We start from the raw sequence: 20,468 nt of genomic DNA, 5'->3' as shown, positions 1-20,468 counted from the left end.
GCCGCGGCCTCGGGGGAGAGCGTCGGCCGCGCCGCGGCGGGGGGTGTCCTCACCGGCTAGCGTGCCGGGCCGGCCGGGTCTGTCGGTCCGCGCGGGCCCGGCCGGCCACCGGCCCGCACGAACCGCCCGGCCGCCGGCCCGCAGCGGCCGTCCGCACCCGGGCATGATCACCCGTGTGAGTGGTCCCGGTGGGCCCCGGTCGCGCAGCCGCAGCACAACGGCTTGTCATCGGTGCCGCACGGACGGCGCGGGCTGGCATGCTGGGCGCATCCCGCCCGCCCCACCGGACCACGCCGACCCAGGAGCCCGACGTACTCGTGAGCAGCACACCCACCCCGCCGTCCGCACCGTCGCCGCTGCGCACGGTCCAGGTGCTGGGCCGCGGCAGCGCCGGCAGCGCGGCCCATGTGCACGCGCTGTCCGCGGGGCTCGTCGCACGCGGGGTACGGGTGACGGTCTGCGCGGCGCCCGACGCCGAGGACACCTACGGGTTCACGGACGTGGGCGCCGGGTTCGAACAGATTCCGCCACGCACGGATCCCGGGAGCATCGGCGCGCTCCGCGCCGCCTGCGCGGACGCCGACCTCGTCCACGCGCACGGCCTGCACGCCGGGCTGCGGGCCTCCCTCGCGCTGCGCGGCAGGCGCGTCCCCCTCGTCGTCACCTGGCACACCAAGGTGCACAGCGAGGGCGCGCGGGCACAGGTGACGCGGCTGCTGGAGCGCCGGGTGGCGCGGGCCTCGGCGGTCGTGCTGGGCTCGTGCGCCGAACTGGTGCGCAGGGCCCGCGAGCGGGGCGCCCGCGACGCGCGGCTGGCGCCTCCGGCAGGGCCGCGCCCGCGCGGCGAGGAGGAGTACGCGCGGGAGCTCGGGCGGCGTGAGAAGCGGCGGGCCGAACTGGGCGCGCTCGGCCGCCCGTTGCTGCTCGCCGTCGGCCGGCTGGACGCGCACCAGGGGCACGACGTGCTGCTGGACGCCGCGCACGGCTGGTGCGGCCTGGACCCGCAGCCGCTGCTCGTCGTCGCGGGGGAGGGGCCGCTGCGGACCGCGCTGCAGCAGCGGATCGACGCGGAAGGGCTGCCGGTGCGGCTGCTCGGCCGGCGCGAGGACGTCCCCGGGCTGCTCGCCGCCGCCGACGTGGTGCTCGTGGCCGGGCGCTGGGAGGCCCGCTCGGTACTCGCCCAGGAGGCGCTGCGCGGCGGCGTCCCGCTGGTCGCCACGGACACCGGCGGCACCCGCGAACTGGTCGGCCGGGCCGCCGAGCTGGTCCCGTACGGCGATGCCCCGGCCCTGGCCCGCACGGTCGTGGAATTGCTCGACGATCCGGCCCGGCGGGCCGCCCTCGCCGACGCCGGACGCGCCCAGGCCGCGGACTGGCCCACCGAGGACGACACGGTCGCCCAGGTGCTGAGCGTGTACGACGAGCTGGCGCAGCGTCAGGGCTGAGCGGCCCGCGGCATTTCAGTCGTCGTCAGTCCTCAGTCGTCAGTCGTCGGTCTTGATCTTCTTCATGATCAGGTGCGAGTCGACCCGGGCGACGGCCCGGAGTCCCATGATCTTGGTGGTCAGGAAGGTCTCGAAGGCGGCCTGGTCCTCGACGGCCACGCGGACGAGATAGTCGGGCCGGCCGAAGAGCCGGTGGAACTCGACGACCTCGTCGTAGGAGGAGATCGCGGTCTCCAGTTCCTCGACGGTCCGCAGGTCGTTGACGCTGATCTCCAGGGAGACCATGACCTCGAAGCCGCGCCCGGCGGCCGTGGGGTCGATGCGGGCCCGGTAGCCGGTGATGATCCCGGCGTCCTCCAGGCGCTTGACCCGGCGCAGGCAGGGCGGCGGGGTGAGGCCCACCCTCTTGGCCAGCTCGACGTTGGTCAGACGGCCGTCCTGGCGCAAATGAAACAGAATTTCTCGATCAAGGCTGTCCATGGTGCTGATATTGCTCAACCTCCCTGGATCTGGGAATAAGTGGTAACCATATTACGGACAGGCAGACCTAAAATTGCCGGTATGACTGCTTCACCGGCCGGAACGATGGGCCACCAGACCGCACCTCCTCCCCCTGCCCGGCAGCCGTCCGACTTCCGGGCGGCGCTCACGGACTCCAGCACGGTGGGACTGGCCCTCTTTCCCCTGGGGATCGCGCTGGGCGTGCTGGTCGCCCACGCGGGCCTGGCCTGGTGGTGGGCCACCGCCTTCACCGCTTTCGTCTACGCCGGGTCGCTGGAGTTCCTGCTCATCGGCCTCGTCGTCGCCACCACCCCGCTGGCGCAGGTCGCACTGACCGCGTTCCTGGTCAACTTCCGGCACGTCTTCTACGCCCTGTCCTTCCCGCTGCACCGGGTCGGTGGCCGCCTCGGCAAGGGCTACAGCGTCTTCGCGCTGACCGACGAGGCGTACGCCCTGACCACCGGGGAGGCCGCGCGGTCCTGGAGCGGCCGGCGGATCGTGTGGCTGCAGGCGCTCTGCCAGCTGTACTGGGTCGCCGGGGGCACCGCCGGGGCCCTCCTCGGTTCCCTGGTGCCCGCCCGGCTGACCGGTCTGGACTTCGCGCTGACCGCGTTGTTCGTCGTCCTCGCCGTCGACGCCTACCGGGCCCGGCGCGACATACCCACCCCCGTGCTCGCACTGGTCTGCGCGCTGGTGGCCAGGTTCGCCGTGCCGGGGCAGCTTCTGCCGGCCGCCCTGGGCCTGTTCACCGCCGGTCTGCTGGTCCGCCACGCGCTGGCGACGAGGACGAAGGGGACGGCCCGTGCCTGACACTCCCTACCTGATCGCCGCGGTGGCCGTCTCCGCCGCCGTCACCTGGGCGCTGCGGGCCCTGCCGTTCGCCGTCCTCGCCCCGCTGCGGGCCAGCGCCGCCGTCCATTACCTCAGTACGCGGATGCCGGTCGGCGTCATGGTGATCCTCACCGTCTACACCCTCCGCGACCTCGCCGCGCCGGACGTGCTGCCCATCGGTCTTGCCCTGGCCGCGACCCTCGCCCTGCACTTCTGGCGGCGCAACGCGGTCCTCAGCATCCTCGGCGGCACCGCGCTTCACGTCCTCCTGGCGAGCACGGTCTTCGCCCCGGCCTGAGAGCCTGAGAGCCTGAGTCCGAGCCCTGCCCGGACCGTACCGCTAGCCGCGTTCCGTATGCCGCCGCGCGTGCAGCGCCAGCCGCAGCCCCAGTACGGTCCCCGGATCGTCCAGGTCCGTGCCCAGGAGCTGGGAGATGCGGGCGAGACGGTCGTACAGGGTCTGGCGGTTGACGTTCAGGTCGCGGGAGGTCTCGGCCTTGCGCCCGGCGCTGGCGAGGTACGCCTCCAGGGTGGGCAGCAGCGGCTGGCGCGCGGTGCGGTCGTGGGCCAGCAGCGGGCCGATCGCGCGGTCGACGAAGTCCGTGAGCATGCCCTCCTCGCCGTGCTCGCGCATCCGCCACAGGAGGAGTTCGATGTCCAGGCGGCGGGCGTCGTACCAGGGCCGCGGATCCAGCCCCTGCGCCGCCGCGGCCGCCTCGGCGGCGTGCCGCAGCCCTGGCCCCGTCGCCGCCCAGTCGCCCGCCGCGCCGACCACGACCACCGGGCGCTGCGCCGCCGGGCGGTCCAGCCCGGCCCGTGCGACGCCGGCCCGCAGCGCCTCCGCGATCCGGTCGGCCGCGCCCTCCCGGTCCTGCCCGTCGCGCAGGCCGAAAAGCAGCGGTACGCGGCCCTCCACCGGCCGCACACCGAGCAGTACGGGCGCCCCCAGCGCGGCCAGTTCCTCGCGCAGTGCCTGGGCCAGGAGCGCCCAGCCAGCGGCGGTGGGCAGCCCGGACGGCAGCCGCATGACCACCGGGAGGAGCGCCGCCGTACCGGGCCGGAAGCCCAGCAGCCGGGCCTGGCCCGGCGCTTCGGCGGCGGAGATCCGGCCCTCCGCGAGGTCGGCGAGGAAGTCGCCGCGGCCGCGCGCCGCCAGCCCCTCCTCCTGCCGGGACTGGAGCATGACGACGGCGAGGAGGTCGGCGGCGCGTTCGGCGGCGATGCGGTGGACGGGCGCGACGGCGCCGTTGACGGGCAGCAGGACGAGCCGGGCGCGTACGGCGTCGGGGCCGTGGCCGCCGCCGGGCACGTCCACCCGCAGCCCCTTCTCGCGCAGCCCCTCCCACGCCTGGAGCGGATCGGCGTCGGCGGCGGCGCCGTCGTCGGGGCCCGCGGCGTACAGCGGACTGCCGTCCGGGGCCTCCAGGCACAGCGGGTTGCCCGTGAACGCGGCGAGCAGGCGCAGTACTTCGGGGGCGCCGCCGCCGCGCAGCAGCACGTCCGTACAGCGGCGCAGCACCTCGTCGGCGCGGCGCATCAGCGTGTAGTGGCTGTTGACGATCTCGGTGTGGATCTCCTCGGTGACCGAGACGTACGGGACCTCGCGGTGCAGCTGGATCAGCGGGAGGCCGGAGGCGCGGGCGCTGTCGACCAGGGCGGTGGGCAGCGTTTCGAAGCGGGCGCCCAGCTCCACGACGAGCGCGGCGATCCCGCGCTCGGCGAGCTTGCGGACGAAGGCGCGCTGCTCCGAGGGGCGGGCGCCCAGGCCCAGTCCCGTGGTCAGCAGCAGCTCGCCGCCCTTGAGCAGGGAGGCGATGTTCGGCACCTCGCCGGCGTGCACCCAGCGGACCGAGCGGTCCAGCCCGTCCTCGCCGGTGATCACTTCCGGCAGCCCGCGCCGCAGCGCGGGCAGCTCCAGCGCCCTGCGTACCGTGATCTCGGCCTCGACCATCGCTTCCGACCCCATGGCGCCGAACGCTACCCGCAGGAACGGCGGTCCGCCGCCAGGGGAGCCTGGTCAGCGGGCCGGCCGCGCCGCGCCCGCCGCGGGCCGCCACGGAATCCGTCGCAGCGCGCCCCGACACCCCGTCGATCATCCGCACGAAAAACCGGCCCCGTTGTCAGTTGTGGTGCCGGTCACAGTCCGCCAGGCTGACGCCTCCACAGACCGCGTGCACGGGGTACCGGCCGGAACAAGGGGTGTCATGCCCAGTACAGAAACATCGGTACCGGCGCAGGACGGCCGGGACCACGGCGTCGACCGGCTCAAGGCCGGCTCCGTCGGCCTGGTCGGCGTCGTCTTCATGGCGGTCGCGACCGCCGCGCCCATCACCGCGATGACCGGCAACCTCCCGATCGCGGTCGGCGCCGGCAACGGCATCGGCGCCCCGGCCGGCTATCTCTTCGCCACCGCGGTCCTGACCGTCTTCTCCGTCGGCTATGTCGCCATGGCCCGCCGCATCACCGCCGCCGGCGCCTTCTACGGCTTCATCTCGCACGGCCTGGGCCGGGTCGCCGGCATGGCCTCCGGGATGCTCGCGGTCCTCGCGTACATCGTCTTCGAGGCGTCGATCGTCGGCGTCTTCGCGTACTTCGCGAAGACCACCGTCGCCGACCAGCTCGGCGCCGACCTGCCCTGGCCGCTGTACGCGGGCGCGATGCTCGCGGTCACCGCCGTGCTCGCGCACTTCGACATTCATCTCACCGCCAAGGCGCTGGGCGTCATGCTCGTCGCCGAGATTGCCGTGCTCTTCGCCGTCTCGGTCGCCGTACTGGTGGCCGGCGGCGGCCCGGACGGCATCCCCGCGGCGCCCGTCAACCCCGCCAACGCCTTCACCGGCACCTCCGCCGGACTCGGCCTCTTCTTCGCCTTCTGGTCCTGGGTCGGCTTCGAGTCCACCGCGATGTACGGCGAGGAGTCCCGCGACCCCAAGCGCGTCATCCCGCGCGCCACGCTCGTCTCCGTCATCGGCGTCGGCCTGTTCTACATCTTCGTGTCCTGGATGACGATCTCCGGGAACGGGCTGGCCGAGTCGGTGCGGATCGCGTCCTCCGGCACCCCGCTGGACCTCTTCTTCGCGCCCACCCGCACCTTCCTCGGCGGCTGGGCGGTGGACGCCTTCCAATGGCTGCTGCTCACCGGCTCGTTCGCCTGCGGCATGGCCTTCCACCAGTGCGCGGCGCGCTACCTGTACGCCATCGGGCGCGAGGGGTTCCTCCACCGCGGCCTGGGCCGTACGCACCCCCGGCACGGCTCCCCGTACTTCGCCTCGTACGTGCAGACGGCCCTCGCCACCGCGCTCGTCGCCGCCTTCTGGCTGACCGGCCAGGACCCCTACATCCACCTCTACACCCTGCTCGCGATCCTCGGCACGATGGCGATCCTGATCGTCCAGACCCTCTGCTCCTTCGCCGTCATCGGCTACTTCCGGAAGAACCACCCCGAGGACCGGCACTGGTTCCGTACGTTCACGGCACCGCTGCTCGGCGGTGTCGGGATGACCGCCGTGGTCGTCCTGCTGCTGGTCAACATGCGGACCGCGGCCGGTGACGCGGCCGACTCGCTCTTCTTCCGGCTCATCCCCTGGATCGTCGGCCTGGTCTTCTTCGGAGGGCTCGGCCTGGCGCTCCATCTCAAGGCACGCAAGCCCGCACGGTACGAGATCATCGGCCGGATCGTCCTGGAGGACGCGGCCGAGCGCGACGAGGAGAAACCCACACTCTGAGGAGGCCGGCCATGGCCCGTACGCACGCGATGCACGCCCTGCGCAGACTCGCCGCCGAGCACGCGGCGGCACGAAGACTCCGGATGCCCGCCGCCGATGTACGAGGGCTGGACCGGCGCGAACTCCTGGCCCGCGCAGGTGCGCTGGGGCTCGGCGTCGCGCTCGCCGCCCCGGCCACGACCGCGGCCGCGCAGCCCGTGCGCCCGCCGCGATCCGCCGCCACGCCCCGCATCGCCGTCGTCGGCGCGGGCATCGCGGGACTGACCGCGGCGCTCACCCTCCAGGACGCCGGACTGCCCTGCACGCTGTACGAGGCCGACCCCGATCGGGTCGGCGGCCGGATGTACACCCAGCGCGACCACTGGGCGTACGGCCAGAGCTCCGAGATCGGCGGCGAGCTGATCGACACCGAGCACAAGAAGATGCAGGAACTCTGCCGCCGCTTCGGCCTTCCCCTGGAGGACTTCCTCGGCGCGGGTCCCAACGGTGCCGAGGAAGTCCTCTGGTTCGACGGGGCGTACTACCCGCGCGCGCAGGCGGACGAGGACTTCAAGGGCGTCTACCAGGCGCTGCGCACCGACCTCCAGCAGGCAGGGGAGGTCATGTGGAACCAGACGACTCCCGAGGGCACCGCCCTGGACAACATGTCGATACGGCAATGGATCGACTCCCGGGTGCCCGGCGGCTTCGCCTCGCCGCTCGGCCAGTTCATCGATGTCGCGTACAACGTCGAGTACGGCGCCGACACCGTCGACCAGTCCGCGCTCGCGCTCGTCCTGCTCATGGGCTACCAGCCCAACCCCGGCCGCTTCAACGTCTGGGGGCTGTCCGACGAGCGGTACCACATCACCGGCGGCAACGACCGGCTCCCGAAGGCCATCGCGGCCGCGCTGCCCGCCGGGACGCTGCGGATGGGCTGGTCGCTGACGGCCGTCGCGCGGAACTCCGACGGCACCCAGACGCTCACCTTCAGCGACCGCGGCACCACCCGCACCGTCACCGCCGACCACACCGTCCTGACCGTGCCACTGCCCGTACTGCAACGCCTGGACCTCGCCGAGGCCGGCTTCGACACCCGCATGACCAACCTGCTCCGCGATGCCCGGATGGGGTACTGCACCAAGCTCAACATGCAGTTCGGCGCCCGGCCCTGGCGCGGCACCGGGTCCTGGCCGGGCGTCAGCGCCGGTGACTGCTTCACCGACCTGGACGCGCAGCAGACCTGGGACACCACCAAGACCCAGCCCGGCACCGGCGGCATCCTCATCCAGTACGGCGGCGGCAGCCTCGCCCGGGCGCTGACCCCGGCCGGGCCGTTCTCCACGGAGGCCGACCCGTACGTACGGGACCTGGCGCAGCGCCGGCTGACGGACATCGAGCGCTTCTTCCCCGGCACGAAGGCCGCCTGGACCGGCCGGGCGCAGCTCTCCGCCTGGCACCGCAATCCGTACGCCCTGGGCGCGTACTCGTACTGGCCGGTGGGCTATCTGCACAGGTACGCGGGGTACGAGGGCGTCCGCCAGGGCAATGTGCACATCGGCGGCGAGCACACCTCGTACGACTTCCAGGGGTTCATGAACGGCGGGGCAACGGAGGGGGAGCGGGCGGCCCGTGAGGTGATCGCCGACGTGACCTGACTCGATGTGACGTACCGCTAGCTCGATTCGCGGACGATGAGGGTGGCGGGCGTGACGACGGGGGAGAGGTCCTCGTCGCCGGGCGCCAGCCGGCGGAGCAGGAGGCGGGCCATCAGCCGGCCCATCTCCTGCACGTCCTGGCGGACCGTGGTCAGCGGTGGGTCCGCCCAGGCCGCCGGGGCGAGGTCGTCGTAGCCGACCACCGCGACGTCCTCCGGCACCCGCAGGCCGCGCGCCCGCAGCGTGCGCAGCGCGCCCGTGGCCATCAGGTCCGAGCAGGCGAAGACGGCGTCCAGGTCCGGCACGGCGCCCAGCAGCGCGGCCATGGCCCGCTCGCCGCCCTCCGCGGTGAAGCCGCCGTCGGCGATCAGCAGCGGATCGGCCGCGGCGGGCGCCAGCGCCTCGCGGTAGCCGTCCAGCCGGTCCTGGGCCGAGGTCTGGTCCAGCGGGCCGGTGATCACGGCGATCCGGCGGCGCCCGCGCGCGAGGAGGTGGCGCACCGCCTGCCGGGCGCCGTCGCGGTTGTCGGTGTCGACGTAGAGCGGGCGCTCCCCGGCGTGGCTCTCGTCCGGCCAGTCGGGGCGCCCGCCGAAGACCGTGGGCAGCCCCGAGGCCGCGGCCATCGCGGGCAGCGGATCGGCGCGGTGCAGCGAGAACATCAGCGCGCCGTCGACGTGCCCGCCCGACAGATAGCGGCCGATGCGCGCGTGGTCGCGGTCGCTCTCCACCATCAGCAGCAGCAACTGGGTGTCGGCGGCACCCAGTTCGCGGCCGATGCCGCGCAGCTGCTGGGCAAAGAAGGGGTCGGAGAAGACCCGGGTCTCGGGCTCGGCGATGACCACGGCGACGGCACCGGTGCGGCGGGTGACGAGCGAGCGGGCGGCGATGTTGGGGACGTACCCGAGCTCGGCGACCGCCTGCCGGACCCGCTCGCAGATCTCGGCGCGGACGCCGGTGCCGCCGTTGACGACGCGGGAGACGGTGGCCCGGGAGACGCCGGCCAGCGCGGCCACCGCTTCCAGGGTCGGCCGGGTGCCGCCGGGCACGGACATGGGGAACTCCTTTTCCTCCGCGGTGGGTTGACGGTACCGCCGGAAGTGGGCAGGGTGACCCTACTTCATTTGAGAGCGCTCTCACCCACCCCCCACAAGGAGCCATCTCGTGATCACTCGTCGCACCCTGCTCGGTGGCCTCGCCGCGGGCGCCGCCGTTTCCGGATTCGCCCTCGCCGGACACGCGAGCGGCACACCCGGTCGTACGAAGGCCGCGGGGCTTCCCCTGGAAATCGCCAACGAATCAGGGGAGTTCGGCAATTCCTCGGTCTGGGTCTACATCGTCGGCAATGACGGCACCCAGCAGGTCCACGTCACCCCCGAAGGAGAACTGAAGCCCGTCGCCGTGTCCGACAACGGCTCCGACGGCTTCACCGACTACGCCATCCCGCTCGCCGCGAGCGGCACCACCACCCTGACGCTGCCGAAGATGTCCGGGCGGATCTACACCGCGCTCGGCGGCAAGCTGAAGTTCAAGGCCGTCGAGGACGGCAACGGCAAGGCGGCGCTGGCCTACCCGGCCGGCTGGGTGGACTCCGACCCCAACTTCGGAGTCCTGCACGACTGCGCGGAGTTCACGTACAACGACGGCGGGATGTACTGCAACACCACGATGGTCGACATGTTCAGCGTGCCCCTGGCGATCCAACTGACCGGCGCGAAGGACCAGACGGCGGGCCTGCTGAAGGACGGCGGCCGGGCGAAGATCTTCTCGGACCTGGCGGGCATCGAGGGCTTCGGCGACCTCGTCGTCGACGACAAGCGGGTCATCGCCCCCGGCCACGGCCTGGACAACGGCCGGTTCGCCAAGGACTACCTCGCGCCCGCCATCGACGAGGCGTGGTCGGCGTACGCGGCCAAGGACCTGAAGGTCACCACCAACGCGGGCACCTTCACCGGCCGGGTCGCCGGGGACAAGCTCTCCTTCACCGGCCCGGCGAGCGTCTCCTTCAGCAAGCCCAGCACCCGCGACGTGCTCTTCTGCGACGGCACCCTCGCCGCGCCCAACGACGGTACGACGGGCCCGGTCGCCGCGATCCTGGGCGCCGCGCTGAACCGCGCCACCCTCACCTCGCACGCCGAGCAGCCCACCACCGACCCCGCCGCCTTCTACCAGCAGCGGCTCGCCAACCACTACGCCAAGGTGATGCACGACGCGGCGCAGGACGGCAAGGCGTACGGCTTCGCCTTCGACGACGTCGCCGGCTTCGCCTCGTACATCGAGGACGGCGCGCCCAGCCGGATCAGGCTGACGCTGACGCCGTTCTGACGGCGGCGCCGACCGAGGCCGACGCCGTGGGCGTGCGGGGGCCGCTCAGCCCCCGTACGCCCCGCTCGCCGTCAGCCGCAGCGCCGTGTCGATCAGCGGGACATGGCTGAACGCCTGCGGGAAGTTGCCGACCTGGCGGCCGGCCTTCGAGTCCCACTCCTCGGCCAGCAGCCCCAGGTCGTTACGGAGCGAGAGGAGCTTCTCGAAGAGCTTGCGGGCCTCCTCGACGCGGCCGATCATCGCCAGGTCGTCGGCGAGCCAGAACGAGCAGGCCAGGAACGCGCCCTCGTCGCCCTCCAGGCCGTCCAGGTTCTCCTCGCCGGCATCGGCGGAGGTGGGGTAGCGCAGGATGAAGCCGTCGGGCGTGGCCAGTTCGCGCTGGATCGCCTCGATCGTGCCGATCACGCGCTTGTCGTCCGGCGGCAGGAAGCCCATCTGCGGGATGAGCAGCAGCGAGGCGTCCAGCTCCTTGGAGCCGTAGGACTGGGTGAAGGTGTTGCGCTCCGGGTCGTAGCCCTTCTCGCACACGTCCCGGTGGATCGTGTCGCGCAGCTCCTTCCACTCCTCCAGCGGGCCCTCGACGTCCCCGGACTCCATCAGCTTGATGGTGCGGTCCACCGCGACCCAGGTCATGACCTTGGAGTGAACGAAGTGCCGGCGCGGGCCGCGGACCTCCCAGATGCCCTCGTCCGGCTCGTCCCAGTGCTTCTCCACCCAGCGGATCAGCTTGATCTGGAGGAGGGAGGCGTAGTCGTTGCGGGCCAGGCCGGTCATGTGGGCCAGGTGCAGCGCCTCGATGACCTCGCCGTACACGTCCAGCTGGAGCTGGTCGGCGGCGCCGTTGCCGACCCGGACCGGCTTGGAGTTCTCGTACCCCGGCAGCCAGGTCAGCTCGTTCTCGCCGAGCTCGCGCTCGCCCGCGATGCCGTACATGATCTGCAGGTTCTCCGGGTCCCCGGCCACCGCGCGCAGCAGCCACTCGCGCCAGGCGCGGGCCTCCTCGCGGTAGCCCGTGCGCAGGAGGGAGGAGAGGGTGATCGCGGCGTCCCGGAGCCAGGTGAAGCGGTAGTCCCAGTTGCGGGAGCCGCCGATGTCCTCGGGGAGGGAGGTGGTGGGGGCCGCGACGATGCCGCCGGTCGGCGCGTACGTCAGCGCCTTCAGGGTGATCAGCGAGCGGACCACTGCGTCACGGTAGGGACCGTGGTACGTGCACTGCTCGACCCACTCGCGCCAGAAGTCGGCCGTGGCCGTCAGGGAGTTCTCCGGCTCGGGGAGCGGGGGCTGTTCGTGGTGCGAGGGCTGCCAGCTCATCGTGAACGCGATGCGCTGCCCCTCCTCGACGGTGAAGTCCGAGTATGTGGTCAGGTCCTCGCCATGGGTCTCGGCAGTGGTGTCGAACCACACCGAGTCCGGGCCCGCGACCGCGGCCGTGCGGCCGTCGACCTGGTGCACCCACGGCACCACCCAGCCGTAGGAGAACCGCATCCGCAGCGAGGAGCGCATCGCGACCTTGCCGCTGACGCCTTCCACGATGCGGATCAGCTGGGGCGCGCCGTCGCGCGGCGGCATGAAGTCGATCACCCGGACCGTGCCGCCGGGGGTGTCCCACTCCGATTCCAGGATCAGGGAGTCGCCACGGTAGCGCCGCCGGTCGGAGGCGGGCGACACCGCCTCCTCGCCTTCCGCTTCCGCGGCCGGGCCCAGCCGCCAGAAGCCGTGCTCCTCGGTGCCGAGGAGGCCGGCGAAGACCGCGGGTGAGTCGAACCGGGGCAGGCACAGCCAGTCGACCGTGCCGTCCCGGCAGACGAGTGCGGCGGTCTGCATGTCGCCGATCAGTGCGTAGTCCTCGATGCGCCCGGCCACGTAGTACATCTCCCGTTCGAACTGGGGTGACGCCCCCCGTGGGACGTGTAGATCTTCCGTCCTGCCCATTGAAAACCCCGCCGAGCTGCTGGTCCGAAATGCGGTTGGGGGTGATGCCGTTCCGGATGGCCCGATGCGAGTGCCCGAGCAGGATACGACGCTCATGTGACATCCGCGCGACGCTCCGCTTCTCGAGGCTGGGCCGAACGGGTGGCCTGCGTCACGTCGGGGGCCGTATACAGGGAGCGATGCATTCCGCCCCGCGCGGGCGGGAGCGACCACGCTCTGTCGCTGATAGCCTGGTACCCCGTGGACCGGTGGGAACGGGCCTAGGCCCCGGCACCCCCGACCGCAGCGACGGCACCCCTGGAAATCCGGGCTCGCGCCGCTCCGCACTTTCACTTCGCGACCACGGGAGTTCCGTCTTGGCCATGCCGCCCAAATCCTCGACGACCAAGCACATCTTCGTCACCGGGGGCGTTGCGTCCTCGCTCGGCAAGGGGCTCACCGCCTCCAGCCTGGGTGCGCTGCTCAAGGCCCGGGGCCTGCGGGTCACGATGCAGAAGCTGGACCCGTACCTCAACGTCGACCCCGGCACGATGAACCCCTTCCAGCACGGCGAGGTGTTCGTCACCAACGACGGCGCCGAGACCGACCTGGACATCGGCCACTACGAGCGCTTCCTGGACGTCGACCTCGACGGCAGTGCGAACGTCACCACCGGCCAGGTCTACTCCACCGTGATCGCCAAGGAGCGGCGCGGCGAGTACCTCGGCGACACCGTGCAGGTCATCCCGCACATCACCAACGAGATCAAGCACCGCATCCGCCGCATGGCGACCGACGACGTGGACGTCGTCATCACCGAGGTCGGCGGCACGGTCGGCGACATCGAGTCGCTGCCGTTCCTGGAGACCGTCCGTCAGGTCCGCCACGAGGTCGGCCGGGACAACGTCTTCGTCGTGCACATCTCGCTGCTCCCGTACATCGGCCCGTCCGGCGAGCTGAAGACCAAGCCGACCCAACACTCCGTCGCGGCGCTGCGCAACATCGGTATCCAGCCCGACGCGATCGTGCTGCGCGCCGACCGCGAGGTCCCGACCGCCATCAAGCGCAAGATCTCGCTGATGTGCGACGTGGACGACGCCGCGGTGGTCGCCGCGATCGACGCCCCGTCGATCTACGACATCCCCAAGGTGCTGCACACCGAGGGCCTGGACGCCTACGTCGTGCGCAAGCTCGACCTGCCGTTCCGGGACGTGGACTGGACCCAGTGGGAGGACCTGCTGGACCGCGTCCACAACCCCGACCACGAGGTCAAGGTCGCGCTGGTCGGCAAGTACATCGACCTGCCCGACGCCTACCTCTCGGTCTCCGAGGCGATGCGCGCCGGCGGCTTCGCCAACCGCGCCCGCGTGAAGATCAAGTGGGTCACCTCCGACGACTGCCGCACCGCGGCCGGCGCCAAGAAGCAGCTCGGCGACTGCGACGCGATCCTCATCCCGGGCGGCTTCGGCGAGCGCGGCGTGGAGGGCAAGCTCGAGGCGATCACCTACGCCCGCGAGAACAAGATCCCGCTGCTGGGCATCTGCCTGGGCCTGCAGTGCGTCGTCATCGAGGCGGCCCGCAGCCTGGCCGGCGTGGCGGGCGCGAACTCCACCGAGTTCGACCCGGCGGCCGCCGACCCGGTCATCTCCACCATGGCCGAGCAGCTGGACATCGTCGCCGGTGAGGGCGACATGGGCGGCACGATGCGGCTCGGCATGTACCCGGCGAAGCTCGCCGAGGGCTCCATCGTCCGCGAGGTCTACGGCGGCAAGGAGTACGTCGAGGAGCGCCACCGCCACCGCTACGAGGTCAACAACTCCTACCGCGCCGAGCTGGAGAAGAAGGCCGGCCTGCAGTTCTCCGGCACCTCCCCGGACAACAAGCTGGTGGAGTACGTCGAGTACCCGCGCGAGGTGCACCCCTACCTGGTCGCCACCCAGGCGCACCCGGAGCTGCGCTCCCGCCCGACCCGGCCGCACCCGCTCTTCGCGGGCCTGGTGAAGGCCGCTGTCGAGCGCAAGACGGGCAAGGCCGCGGGCAAGTAGGCGACCGGCCGGGAGATACGGTTACCGGGGTGCGGACTTTGCGGTCCGTACCCCGGTTTCTGCTTGTTTGGGAGGACGCGCATGGCCATCAAGGACACCCCCGAGGAGTGGCGGATCACCGCGACGGAGACTCCGTTCACGGGTAACAAGACCAGCGTCCGCACGGACGAGGTCGTCATGCCGGACGGCGCCACCGTGAAGCGGGACTACCAGGTCCATCCCGGCTCGGTGGCCGTACTGGCCCTGGACGACGAGGGCCGGGTACTGGTGCTGCGCCAGTACCGCCACCCGGTACGCCACAAGCTCTGGGAGATCCCGGCCGGGCTGCTGGACGTGCCCGGCGAGAACCCGCTGCACGCCGCCCAGCGCGAGCTGTACGAGGAGGCGCACGTCAAGGCCGAGGACTGGCGGGTGCTGACGGACGTCTACACCACCCCCGGCGGCTGCGACGAGGCCGTGCGGATCTTCCTGGCCCGCGATCTGTCCGAGGCGGAGGGCGAGCGCTTCGAGGTCGAGGAGGAAGAGGCCGACATGGAGCTGGCGCGGGTGCCGGTCGCCGACCTCGCGCGCGGCGTGCTGGCCGGCGAGCTGCACAACAACTGCCTGGTCGTCGGCGTGCTGTCGCTGCTGGCCGCGCAGTCGGGTGACGGTCTGGAGGCGCTGCGTCCGGCCGAGGCGCCGTGGCCGGCCCGGCCGTTCGAGGCGTAAGACGGCTGACCGGCCCTCTTGCGTGGCGGGACCGGACCAGTTCCGGAATTACTGCTTCCATTTTTGTCTGATTTACGCGGTATGTCCGCCGTGATCCACGGCACTCGTGAACTACGCTCGTCGCATCCCGGCCGCAGCGGCGGCCGGCTCGTACGCGCAAGTGAACGGGAGCGTGGCCCGTGGCGGAGCAGGCGGTGGACACCGGCAGGTCGGTGACGGCGTCGGGGGCCGGACGAAGAGGAGCGGGCCGGGCCGGCGTACCGGCGGGGGCCGCCCCGCCGGCCCCCGCCGCCTTCGCCGGCCGCCGCCGTGAACTGGCCGCCCTGCGCAGCGACATCGAACGCGCGGGGCTGGACACCCTCTCCGGCCGCAAGGGCGCCCGCAGCCGGGTGCTGCTGATCGCCGGGCGGCCCGGCTCGGGCCGCAGCGCGCTCGCCGACGAACTGGCCCGGCAGCTGGCCGGCGACTATCCGGACGGCGTGCTGCGCTCCTGGCTCAGCACCGCCGACGGCCGGCCCGTGCCCACCGCCGACGTCGCCCGTGACCTGCTCACCCGGCTCGGCGAGCGGGTGCCGGCCGGCGCGGACGAGGACGAGCTGACCGAGGCGCTGCGCGCCGCGCTGGCCGACCGCCGCGCCCTCCTCCTGCTGGACGACGCGACCGGCCCCGAGCAGGTCGAGCCGCTGCTCCCGGACGCCCCGGACTGCCTGGTCCTCGCCGTCTCCGCGGGGCCGCTCACCGGCATCACGGACGTCCGGCCCTGCACGCTCGGCGGCCTGGACACCGCGGCCGGCGTGGAGATCCTGACCCGGTACGCGGGCCCCACCCGCATCACCGTCGACCCGCGCACCGCCGAACAGGTCGTCCAGGACTGCGGCGGCCAGCCCGCCGCACTGGTACTGGCCGGCGGCTGGCTCGCGGCACACCCCAAGGCATCGCTGACCGACCTGCTGCGGACGCTGTTCCTGCTGCCGCCCGGTGAGGAGGAGGCGGCGCCCGTCCCGCGCCCGCTGGCCCGCGCCTTCCGGCTGGCGTACGAATCGCTGCCGCCGTCCGCCGCCCGGATACTGCGGCTCCTCTCGCTCGCCCCGGCCGGCCTCGTCGACGCGCACACCGCGTCCGCGCTGGCCGGCTGCTCGGTGGGGGATGCCGACTCCCACCTGCGCGACTTCGCCGCGAGGGGGCTGCTGCGGCCGGTGGAGCCGGCGGCGGAGCCGGTGTCCGGCGGCCCCGACGCGCTGGCCGGGCTGCCCGCGCAGTACCGCGTACCGAACTGCCTGGTGCCGCTGCTCCGCGAGCAGGTCAGGGCCCATGAGCGCCCGCAGGAGATCCAGCTCTCCCGGGCCCGGATGCTGGAGCGGACCGTACGGCAGCTGCAGTCCTGCCGGGCGATGGGGGAGCCCGCCGGGTCCCCGGCCCGCGAGCGGACCTCGGGGCTGCCGCGGTCGCTGCGCTTCGGGTCCGTCCCCGAGGCCGCGGCCTGGCTGCGCAGCCGCCGTCCGGCCCTGCTGGACTCCGCCCGGATCGCCGTCGCGGACGGCGAGCTGGACACCCTGGACCGGCGGCTGATGGCGGCGCTGGTGCGGGCACTGCTCGCCCACGAGGCGCCCGAGACGGCGGCGCCCGACCTGTACGGGCTGCACGGGCTGGTCCTGGAGGTCGCCGAGCGGCGCGGCCTGGCCCGCGAGCGGGCCGCCGCGCTGCTGAACCTCGGCGATCTGGACGCCGAGGCGGGCCGGGCCGAGAACGCGCTGGCCCGGTACCGGGGCGCGCTGGAGTCGGCGCGCGCGGTCAAGGACGCGGTCGCGACCGGACGGGCGCTGGAGTCGCTGGGCGGTATCTACGCCGAGCTGGGCGACTGGCAGCGGGCCGCCGACTGGTACGGACGGGCGCTGGAGCTGCGGCTCTCGCGCGGCGACACGGCCGAGGCGGCGCGGCTGCACGGGCGGCTGGGCGCGGTGCACACGTACGCGGGGCGCTGGGCCGAGGCGCTGCGGGAGTGGCGGGCCGCGTACGGCGCGTACCGCAGGGCCGACGACGCGGTCGGGCTGGCGCGGGCGATGGGGGAGACGGCGCGGATCCAGGAGTACGCGGGACGGCCCGAGCAGGCGCTGCGCACCTGCTTCGAGGCCCTGGAGCTGGCCCGGAAGGCGGCCGACGGGCGGCTGGAGGCGGCGCTCCAGCTGCGGATTGCGGACACCTTCGAACGGCTCGGCGACCCTGCGGCAGCAAGGCTGCACAGGGGCCTGGGGGAGCGACTTCTGGCAGATCATCCGGCCTGACCTACGAAATCGGTGGCGGTCTCGGCGAAAGTAATTGCTTTGCAAGGCTAGACAACAAGAGCTCCTTCAATAGACTGGCAGAGCCGCGGTTCTCGCGGTCACATCCGTCATGCGTCTGTATGTGCGGATATTTCTCTGCAAGCACTCATTCAAGGACCGTGATCGACGTGAAGGTCGGCATCCCCCGCGAGGTCAAGAACAACGAGTTCCGGGTGGCGATCACGCCCGCCGGTGTCCACGAGCTCGTCCGCAACGGCCACCAGGTCTTCATCGAGAAGGACGCCGGCCTCGGCTCCTCCATCACGAACGAGGAGTACGTCGCCGCCGGCGCGAACATCCTCGACACCGCCGACGAGGTGTGGGCCACCGCCGACCTGCTGCTGAAGGTCAAGGAGCCGATCGCCGAGGAGTACCACCGGCTCCGCAAGGACCAGACGCTCTTCACGTACCTGCACCTCGCAGCCTCCCGCGAGTGCACGGACGCGCTGATCGAGTCCGGCACCACCGCGATCGCGTACGAGACCGTCGAGACCGCCAACCGCCAGCTGCCGCTGCTCGCCCCGATGTCCGAGGTCGCGGGCCGCATCGCCCCGCAGGTCGGCGCGTACCACCTGATGCGCCAGGCCGGCGGCCGCGGCGTGCTGCCCGGCGGCGTCCCCGGCGTCCACGCGGGCAAGGCCGTCGTCATCGGCGGCGGCGTCTCCGGCTGGAACGCCGTGCAGATCGCCGTGGGCCTGGGCTTCCACGTCACGCTGCTCGACAAGGACATCAACAAGCTCCGCGAGGCCGACAAGATCTTCGGCACCAAGGTGCAGACCGTCGTCTCCAACGCCTTCGAGCTGGAGAAGGCCGTCGTCGAGGCCGACCTCGTCGTCGGCGCGGTCCTCATCCCGGGCGCCAAGGCCCCGAAGCTGGTCACCAACGAGCTCGTCGCCAAGATGAAGCCCGGAAGTGTCCTTGTCGACATCGCGATCGACCAGGGCGGCTGCTTCGAGGACTCGAAGCCGACCACCCACGCCGAGCCGACCTTCCAGGTCCACAACTCGGTCTTCTACTGCGTCGCCAACATGCCGGGCGCGGTGCCGAACACCTCCACCTACGCGCTGACCAACGCGACGCTGCCCTACATCATCTCGCTGGCCAACAACGGCTGGGTCGAGGCGCTGCGCCGCGACGCCGCGCTGGCCAAGGGCCTCAACACCCATGACGGCAAGGTCGTCTACGCCGAGGTCGCCGAGGCGCACGGTCTGGAGTCCGTCGAGCTGAGCACCCTGCTGGGCTGATTCGTCAACACGGCGCGTCAACACCGCGCGCACGGCCGGGCCTTGAGACCTTCAGGCCCGGCCGGTCGCGTTTGCGACAGTTTTCCGCGACCGTCCGCGACCGGCCTCCGTCAAGCCCTCAGCAACTCGTAACGAACGTCGTCCTTCGCCCCTTTCGCACACCCCCGAAACCTCACGGATGTGCGTCGCGCGCCCTTGACATCGGGGTGTTCCATTGCCGACACATCGTGCCGGGTCCGGTGGATTGTGTTGCTGCGGAGACCCGACACGCCATAGAGTCGCCAACCGTCGGCATGGTGTCACGCTGACCTATCGATAAGTTTCCTGGTCACATCCAAGGAGGTAAGACGACTTGTGAATGAGTCGACATTTACTCCCGGAGGTGGTCGACCAGGAGCGGTTGCACGGGGCCAGGGTCCCTCGGGGCACGAGGCTGTCGGCTCCGTCGCTGTCCACACCTTCGCAGCCCGGAAGAGCATGACGACGACAGCCCACCAGAGCATGGACGGCCATCAAGTGAACGCCACGGCCGGCGACCAGGGCGGCACAGACCAGGCCCGCTTCGCCGACTACGACGACCTGCCCGAGGGGCACTTCTACGATCCGGACGCGGAGTACGAGCCGGATCCGGAGTACGCGGCGACGCTCGCGCCGGACGCCGCGCGCCAGCGCCGCGAGCGCATCGGCCCGACCGGCCGCCCCCTTCCCTACTTCCCGATCCCCGGGCCGCTCTCCGAGCACGGCCCGGCGAAGATCATCGCGATGTGCAACCAGAAGGGCGGGGTCGGCAAGACGACCTCGACCATCAACCTGGGTGCCGCGCTCGCCGAGTACGGCCGCCGGGTGCTGCTGGTCGACTTCGACCCGCAGGGCGCCCTCTCGGTCGGCCTCGGAGTCAACCCGATGGAGCTCGACCTGACGGTCTACAACCTGCTCATGGAGCGGGGCATGTCGGCCGACGAGGTGCTGCTGAAGACGGCGGTCCCGAACATGGACCTGCTGCCCAGCAATATCGATTTGTCAGCCGCCGAGGTGCAGCTCGTCAGCGAGGTCGCCCGCGAGTCGACCCTGCAGCGCGCCCTGAAGCCGCTGATGAACGACTACGACTTCATCGTGATCGACTGTCAGCCCTCGCTCGGTCTGCTCACGGTCAACGCCCTGACGGCGGCTCACAAGGTCATCGTCCCGCTGGAGTGCGAGTTCTTCGCGCTGCGCGGTGTGGCGCTGCTGACCGAGACGATCGAGAAGGTCCAGGAGCGGCTCAACCCCGACCTGGAGCTGGACGGCATCCTGGCCACGATGTACGACTCGCGCACCGTGCACAGCCGTGAGGTCCTCGCGCGCGTCGTCGAGGCGTTCGACGATCACGTCTACCACACCGTGATCGGCCGTACGGTCCGCTTCCCCGAGACCACGGTCGCGGGCGAGCCGATCACCACGTACGCCTCCAACTCCGTGGGTGCCGCCGCCTACCGACAGCTCGCCAGGGAGGTGCTCGCCCGGTGTCACGCCGAGTGAGTCTGCCCGGCGCCGACGAACTGTTCCGCACCACCGGGGGGACGGCGCTGCAGTCCTCCTCGCCCCGCAGGCCGGCGAACGGCACTTCCGCGAACGGCGAGGCCGACCCCGCCGCGCCGCAGCAGGGCAACGCCGCGCAGCGCCGGCCCGAGGGCGAGTCCGCCCCGGCGGCGTCCGGAGCGGCGGCGCCCACGGAGCACAGCGGACGCGACACGGCCGAAGAGGCCGGCAAGGGGCGCCGCCGGCAGGAGCCCGCGGCC

The 20,468-nt window shown here is 72.1% G+C and carries 15 protein-coding genes and 1 pseudogene; 12 read left to right on the top strand and 4 right to left on the bottom strand.

Features of this window, described 5'->3' with window-relative positions; all coding sequences use genetic code 11:
• Positions 1–317 precede the first annotated feature (317 nt).
• The gene (locus CCS38_RS06125) at positions 318–1,445 is read left to right on the top strand and encodes a glycosyltransferase family 4 protein (RefSeq protein ID WP_223732170.1); all 1,128 of its coding nucleotides are present in this window, start codon (positions 318–320) and stop codon (positions 1,443–1,445) included.
• A 39-nt stretch (positions 1,446–1,484) separates the two neighbouring features.
• Here CCS38_RS06125 and CCS38_RS06120 read toward each other — a convergent pair whose 3' ends face one another.
• On the bottom strand, positions 1,485–1,925 hold the full coding sequence (locus CCS38_RS06120; RefSeq protein WP_223732169.1) for an Lrp/AsnC family transcriptional regulator: 441 nt from the start codon (positions 1,923–1,925) through the stop codon (positions 1,485–1,487).
• An 81-nt stretch (positions 1,926–2,006) separates the two neighbouring features.
• On the opposite strand from CCS38_RS06120, the gene CCS38_RS06115 reads away from it, so the two are divergent.
• A complete protein-coding gene (locus tag CCS38_RS06115) occupies positions 2,007–2,756 on the top strand; it encodes an AzlC family ABC transporter permease (RefSeq protein WP_223732168.1) in 750 nt (249 codons plus the stop codon).
• Positions 2,749–3,075: a branched-chain amino acid transporter permease gene (locus tag CCS38_RS06110; protein WP_223732167.1), complete on the top strand. Its 327-nt coding sequence runs from the start codon at positions 2,749–2,751 to the stop codon at positions 3,073–3,075. The genes CCS38_RS06115 and CCS38_RS06110 overlap by 8 nt, the downstream gene beginning before the upstream one ends.
• 42 nt (positions 3,076–3,117) lie before the next feature.
• Here CCS38_RS06110 and CCS38_RS06105 read toward each other — a convergent pair whose 3' ends face one another.
• Positions 3,118–4,743: a PucR family transcriptional regulator gene (locus CCS38_RS06105; protein WP_223732166.1), complete on the bottom strand. Its 1,626-nt coding sequence runs from the start codon at positions 4,741–4,743 to the stop codon at positions 3,118–3,120.
• A gap of 238 nt (positions 4,744–4,981) precedes the next feature.
• On the opposite strand from CCS38_RS06105, the gene CCS38_RS06100 reads away from it, so the two are divergent.
• Together CCS38_RS06100 and CCS38_RS06095 are read left to right on the top strand one after the other, a co-directional pair.
• Positions 4,982–6,502, top strand: a complete 1,521-nt coding sequence (locus CCS38_RS06100; RefSeq protein WP_223732165.1) for an APC family permease — start codon at positions 4,982–4,984, stop codon at positions 6,500–6,502.
• 11 nt (positions 6,503–6,513) lie between these two features.
• A complete protein-coding gene (locus tag CCS38_RS06095) occupies positions 6,514–8,139 on the top strand; it encodes a flavin monoamine oxidase family protein (RefSeq protein ID WP_223732164.1) in 1,626 nt (541 codons plus the stop codon).
• Positions 8,140–8,156: 17 nt separating this feature from the next.
• Here CCS38_RS06095 and CCS38_RS06090 read toward each other — a convergent pair whose 3' ends face one another.
• Positions 8,157–9,191, bottom strand: a complete 1,035-nt coding sequence (locus CCS38_RS06090) for a LacI family DNA-binding transcriptional regulator (RefSeq protein ID WP_223732163.1) — start codon at positions 9,189–9,191, stop codon at positions 8,157–8,159.
• A gap of 109 nt (positions 9,192–9,300) precedes the next feature.
• Between CCS38_RS06090 and CCS38_RS06085 the strand changes: the two genes are divergently transcribed.
• The gene (locus tag CCS38_RS06085) at positions 9,301–10,461 is read left to right on the top strand and encodes a beta-1,3-glucanase family protein (RefSeq protein WP_223732162.1); all 1,161 of its coding nucleotides are present in this window, start codon (positions 9,301–9,303) and stop codon (positions 10,459–10,461) included.
• Positions 10,462–10,506: 45 nt separating this feature from the next.
• On the opposite strand, the gene CCS38_RS06080 is transcribed toward CCS38_RS06085, so the two are convergent.
• Entirely contained in the window at positions 10,507–12,324 is a 1,818-nt protein-coding gene (locus tag CCS38_RS06080; protein WP_308050696.1) for a glycoside hydrolase family 15 protein, read from the bottom strand.
• 431 nt (positions 12,325–12,755) lie between these two features.
• On the opposite strand from CCS38_RS06080, the gene pyrG reads away from it, so the two are divergent.
• The 6 genes and pseudogenes from pyrG to CCS38_RS06050 form a co-directional block, all read left to right on the top strand.
• Positions 12,756–14,417, top strand: coding sequence for a CTP synthase (gene pyrG, locus CCS38_RS06075; RefSeq protein WP_030266921.1), 1,662 nt, complete (start codon positions 12,756–12,758; stop codon positions 14,415–14,417).
• Between the two features lie 81 nt (positions 14,418–14,498).
• The gene (locus CCS38_RS06070; RefSeq protein ID WP_223732160.1) at positions 14,499–15,125 is read left to right on the top strand and encodes an NUDIX domain-containing protein; all 627 of its coding nucleotides are present in this window, start codon (positions 14,499–14,501) and stop codon (positions 15,123–15,125) included.
• Between the two features lie 179 nt (positions 15,126–15,304).
• Positions 15,305–17,407 (top strand): tetratricopeptide repeat protein, encoded by a 2,103-nt coding sequence (locus CCS38_RS06065; protein ID WP_372457001.1) that lies wholly within the window; start codon positions 15,305–15,307, stop codon positions 17,405–17,407.
• A gap of 167 nt (positions 17,408–17,574) precedes the next feature.
• A complete protein-coding gene (gene ald / locus CCS38_RS06060; protein WP_223732171.1) occupies positions 17,575–18,690 on the top strand; it encodes an alanine dehydrogenase in 1,116 nt (371 codons plus the stop codon).
• Between the two features lie 354 nt (positions 18,691–19,044).
• On the top strand, positions 19,045–20,208 hold the full coding sequence (locus tag CCS38_RS06055; protein WP_223732159.1) for a ParA family protein: 1,164 nt from the start codon (positions 19,045–19,047) through the stop codon (positions 20,206–20,208).
• Positions 20,193–20,468 (top strand): annotated as a pseudogene (locus CCS38_RS06050) (hypothetical protein); the annotation flags it as partial. The gene CCS38_RS06055 and the pseudogene CCS38_RS06050, both read left to right, overlap by 16 nt.

It is taken from the genome of Streptomyces purpurogeneiscleroticus, assembly GCF_020024005.1.
Lineage (GTDB): Bacteria > Actinomycetota > Actinomycetes > Streptomycetales > Streptomycetaceae > Streptomyces > Streptomyces purpurogeneiscleroticus.
This window is presented reverse-complemented; position numbering and strand designations above follow the sequence as displayed.

Bases quoted from the DNA above. Each gene is read 5' to 3' on its own strand.
- pyrG (WP_030266921.1), top strand. From the start codon at position 12,756: ATGCCGCCCAAATCCTCGACGACCAAGCACATCTTCGTCACCGGGGGC.
- CCS38_RS06100 (WP_223732165.1), top strand. From the start codon at position 4,982: ATGCCCAGTACAGAAACATCGGTACCGGCGCAGGACGGCCGGGACCAC.
- CCS38_RS06120 (WP_223732169.1), bottom strand. From the start codon at position 1,925: ATGGACAGCCTTGATCGAGAAATTCTGTTTCATTTGCGCCAGGACGGC.
- CCS38_RS06090 (WP_223732163.1), bottom strand. From the start codon at position 9,191: ATGTCCGTGCCCGGCGGCACCCGGCCGACCCTGGAAGCGGTGGCCGCG.
- CCS38_RS06070 (WP_223732160.1), top strand. From the start codon at position 14,499: ATGGCCATCAAGGACACCCCCGAGGAGTGGCGGATCACCGCGACGGAG.
- CCS38_RS06095 (WP_223732164.1), top strand. From the start codon at position 6,514: ATGGCCCGTACGCACGCGATGCACGCCCTGCGCAGACTCGCCGCCGAG.
- CCS38_RS06115 (WP_223732168.1), top strand. From the start codon at position 2,007: ATGACTGCTTCACCGGCCGGAACGATGGGCCACCAGACCGCACCTCCT.
- CCS38_RS06105 (WP_223732166.1), bottom strand. From the start codon at position 4,743: ATGGGGTCGGAAGCGATGGTCGAGGCCGAGATCACGGTACGCAGGGCG.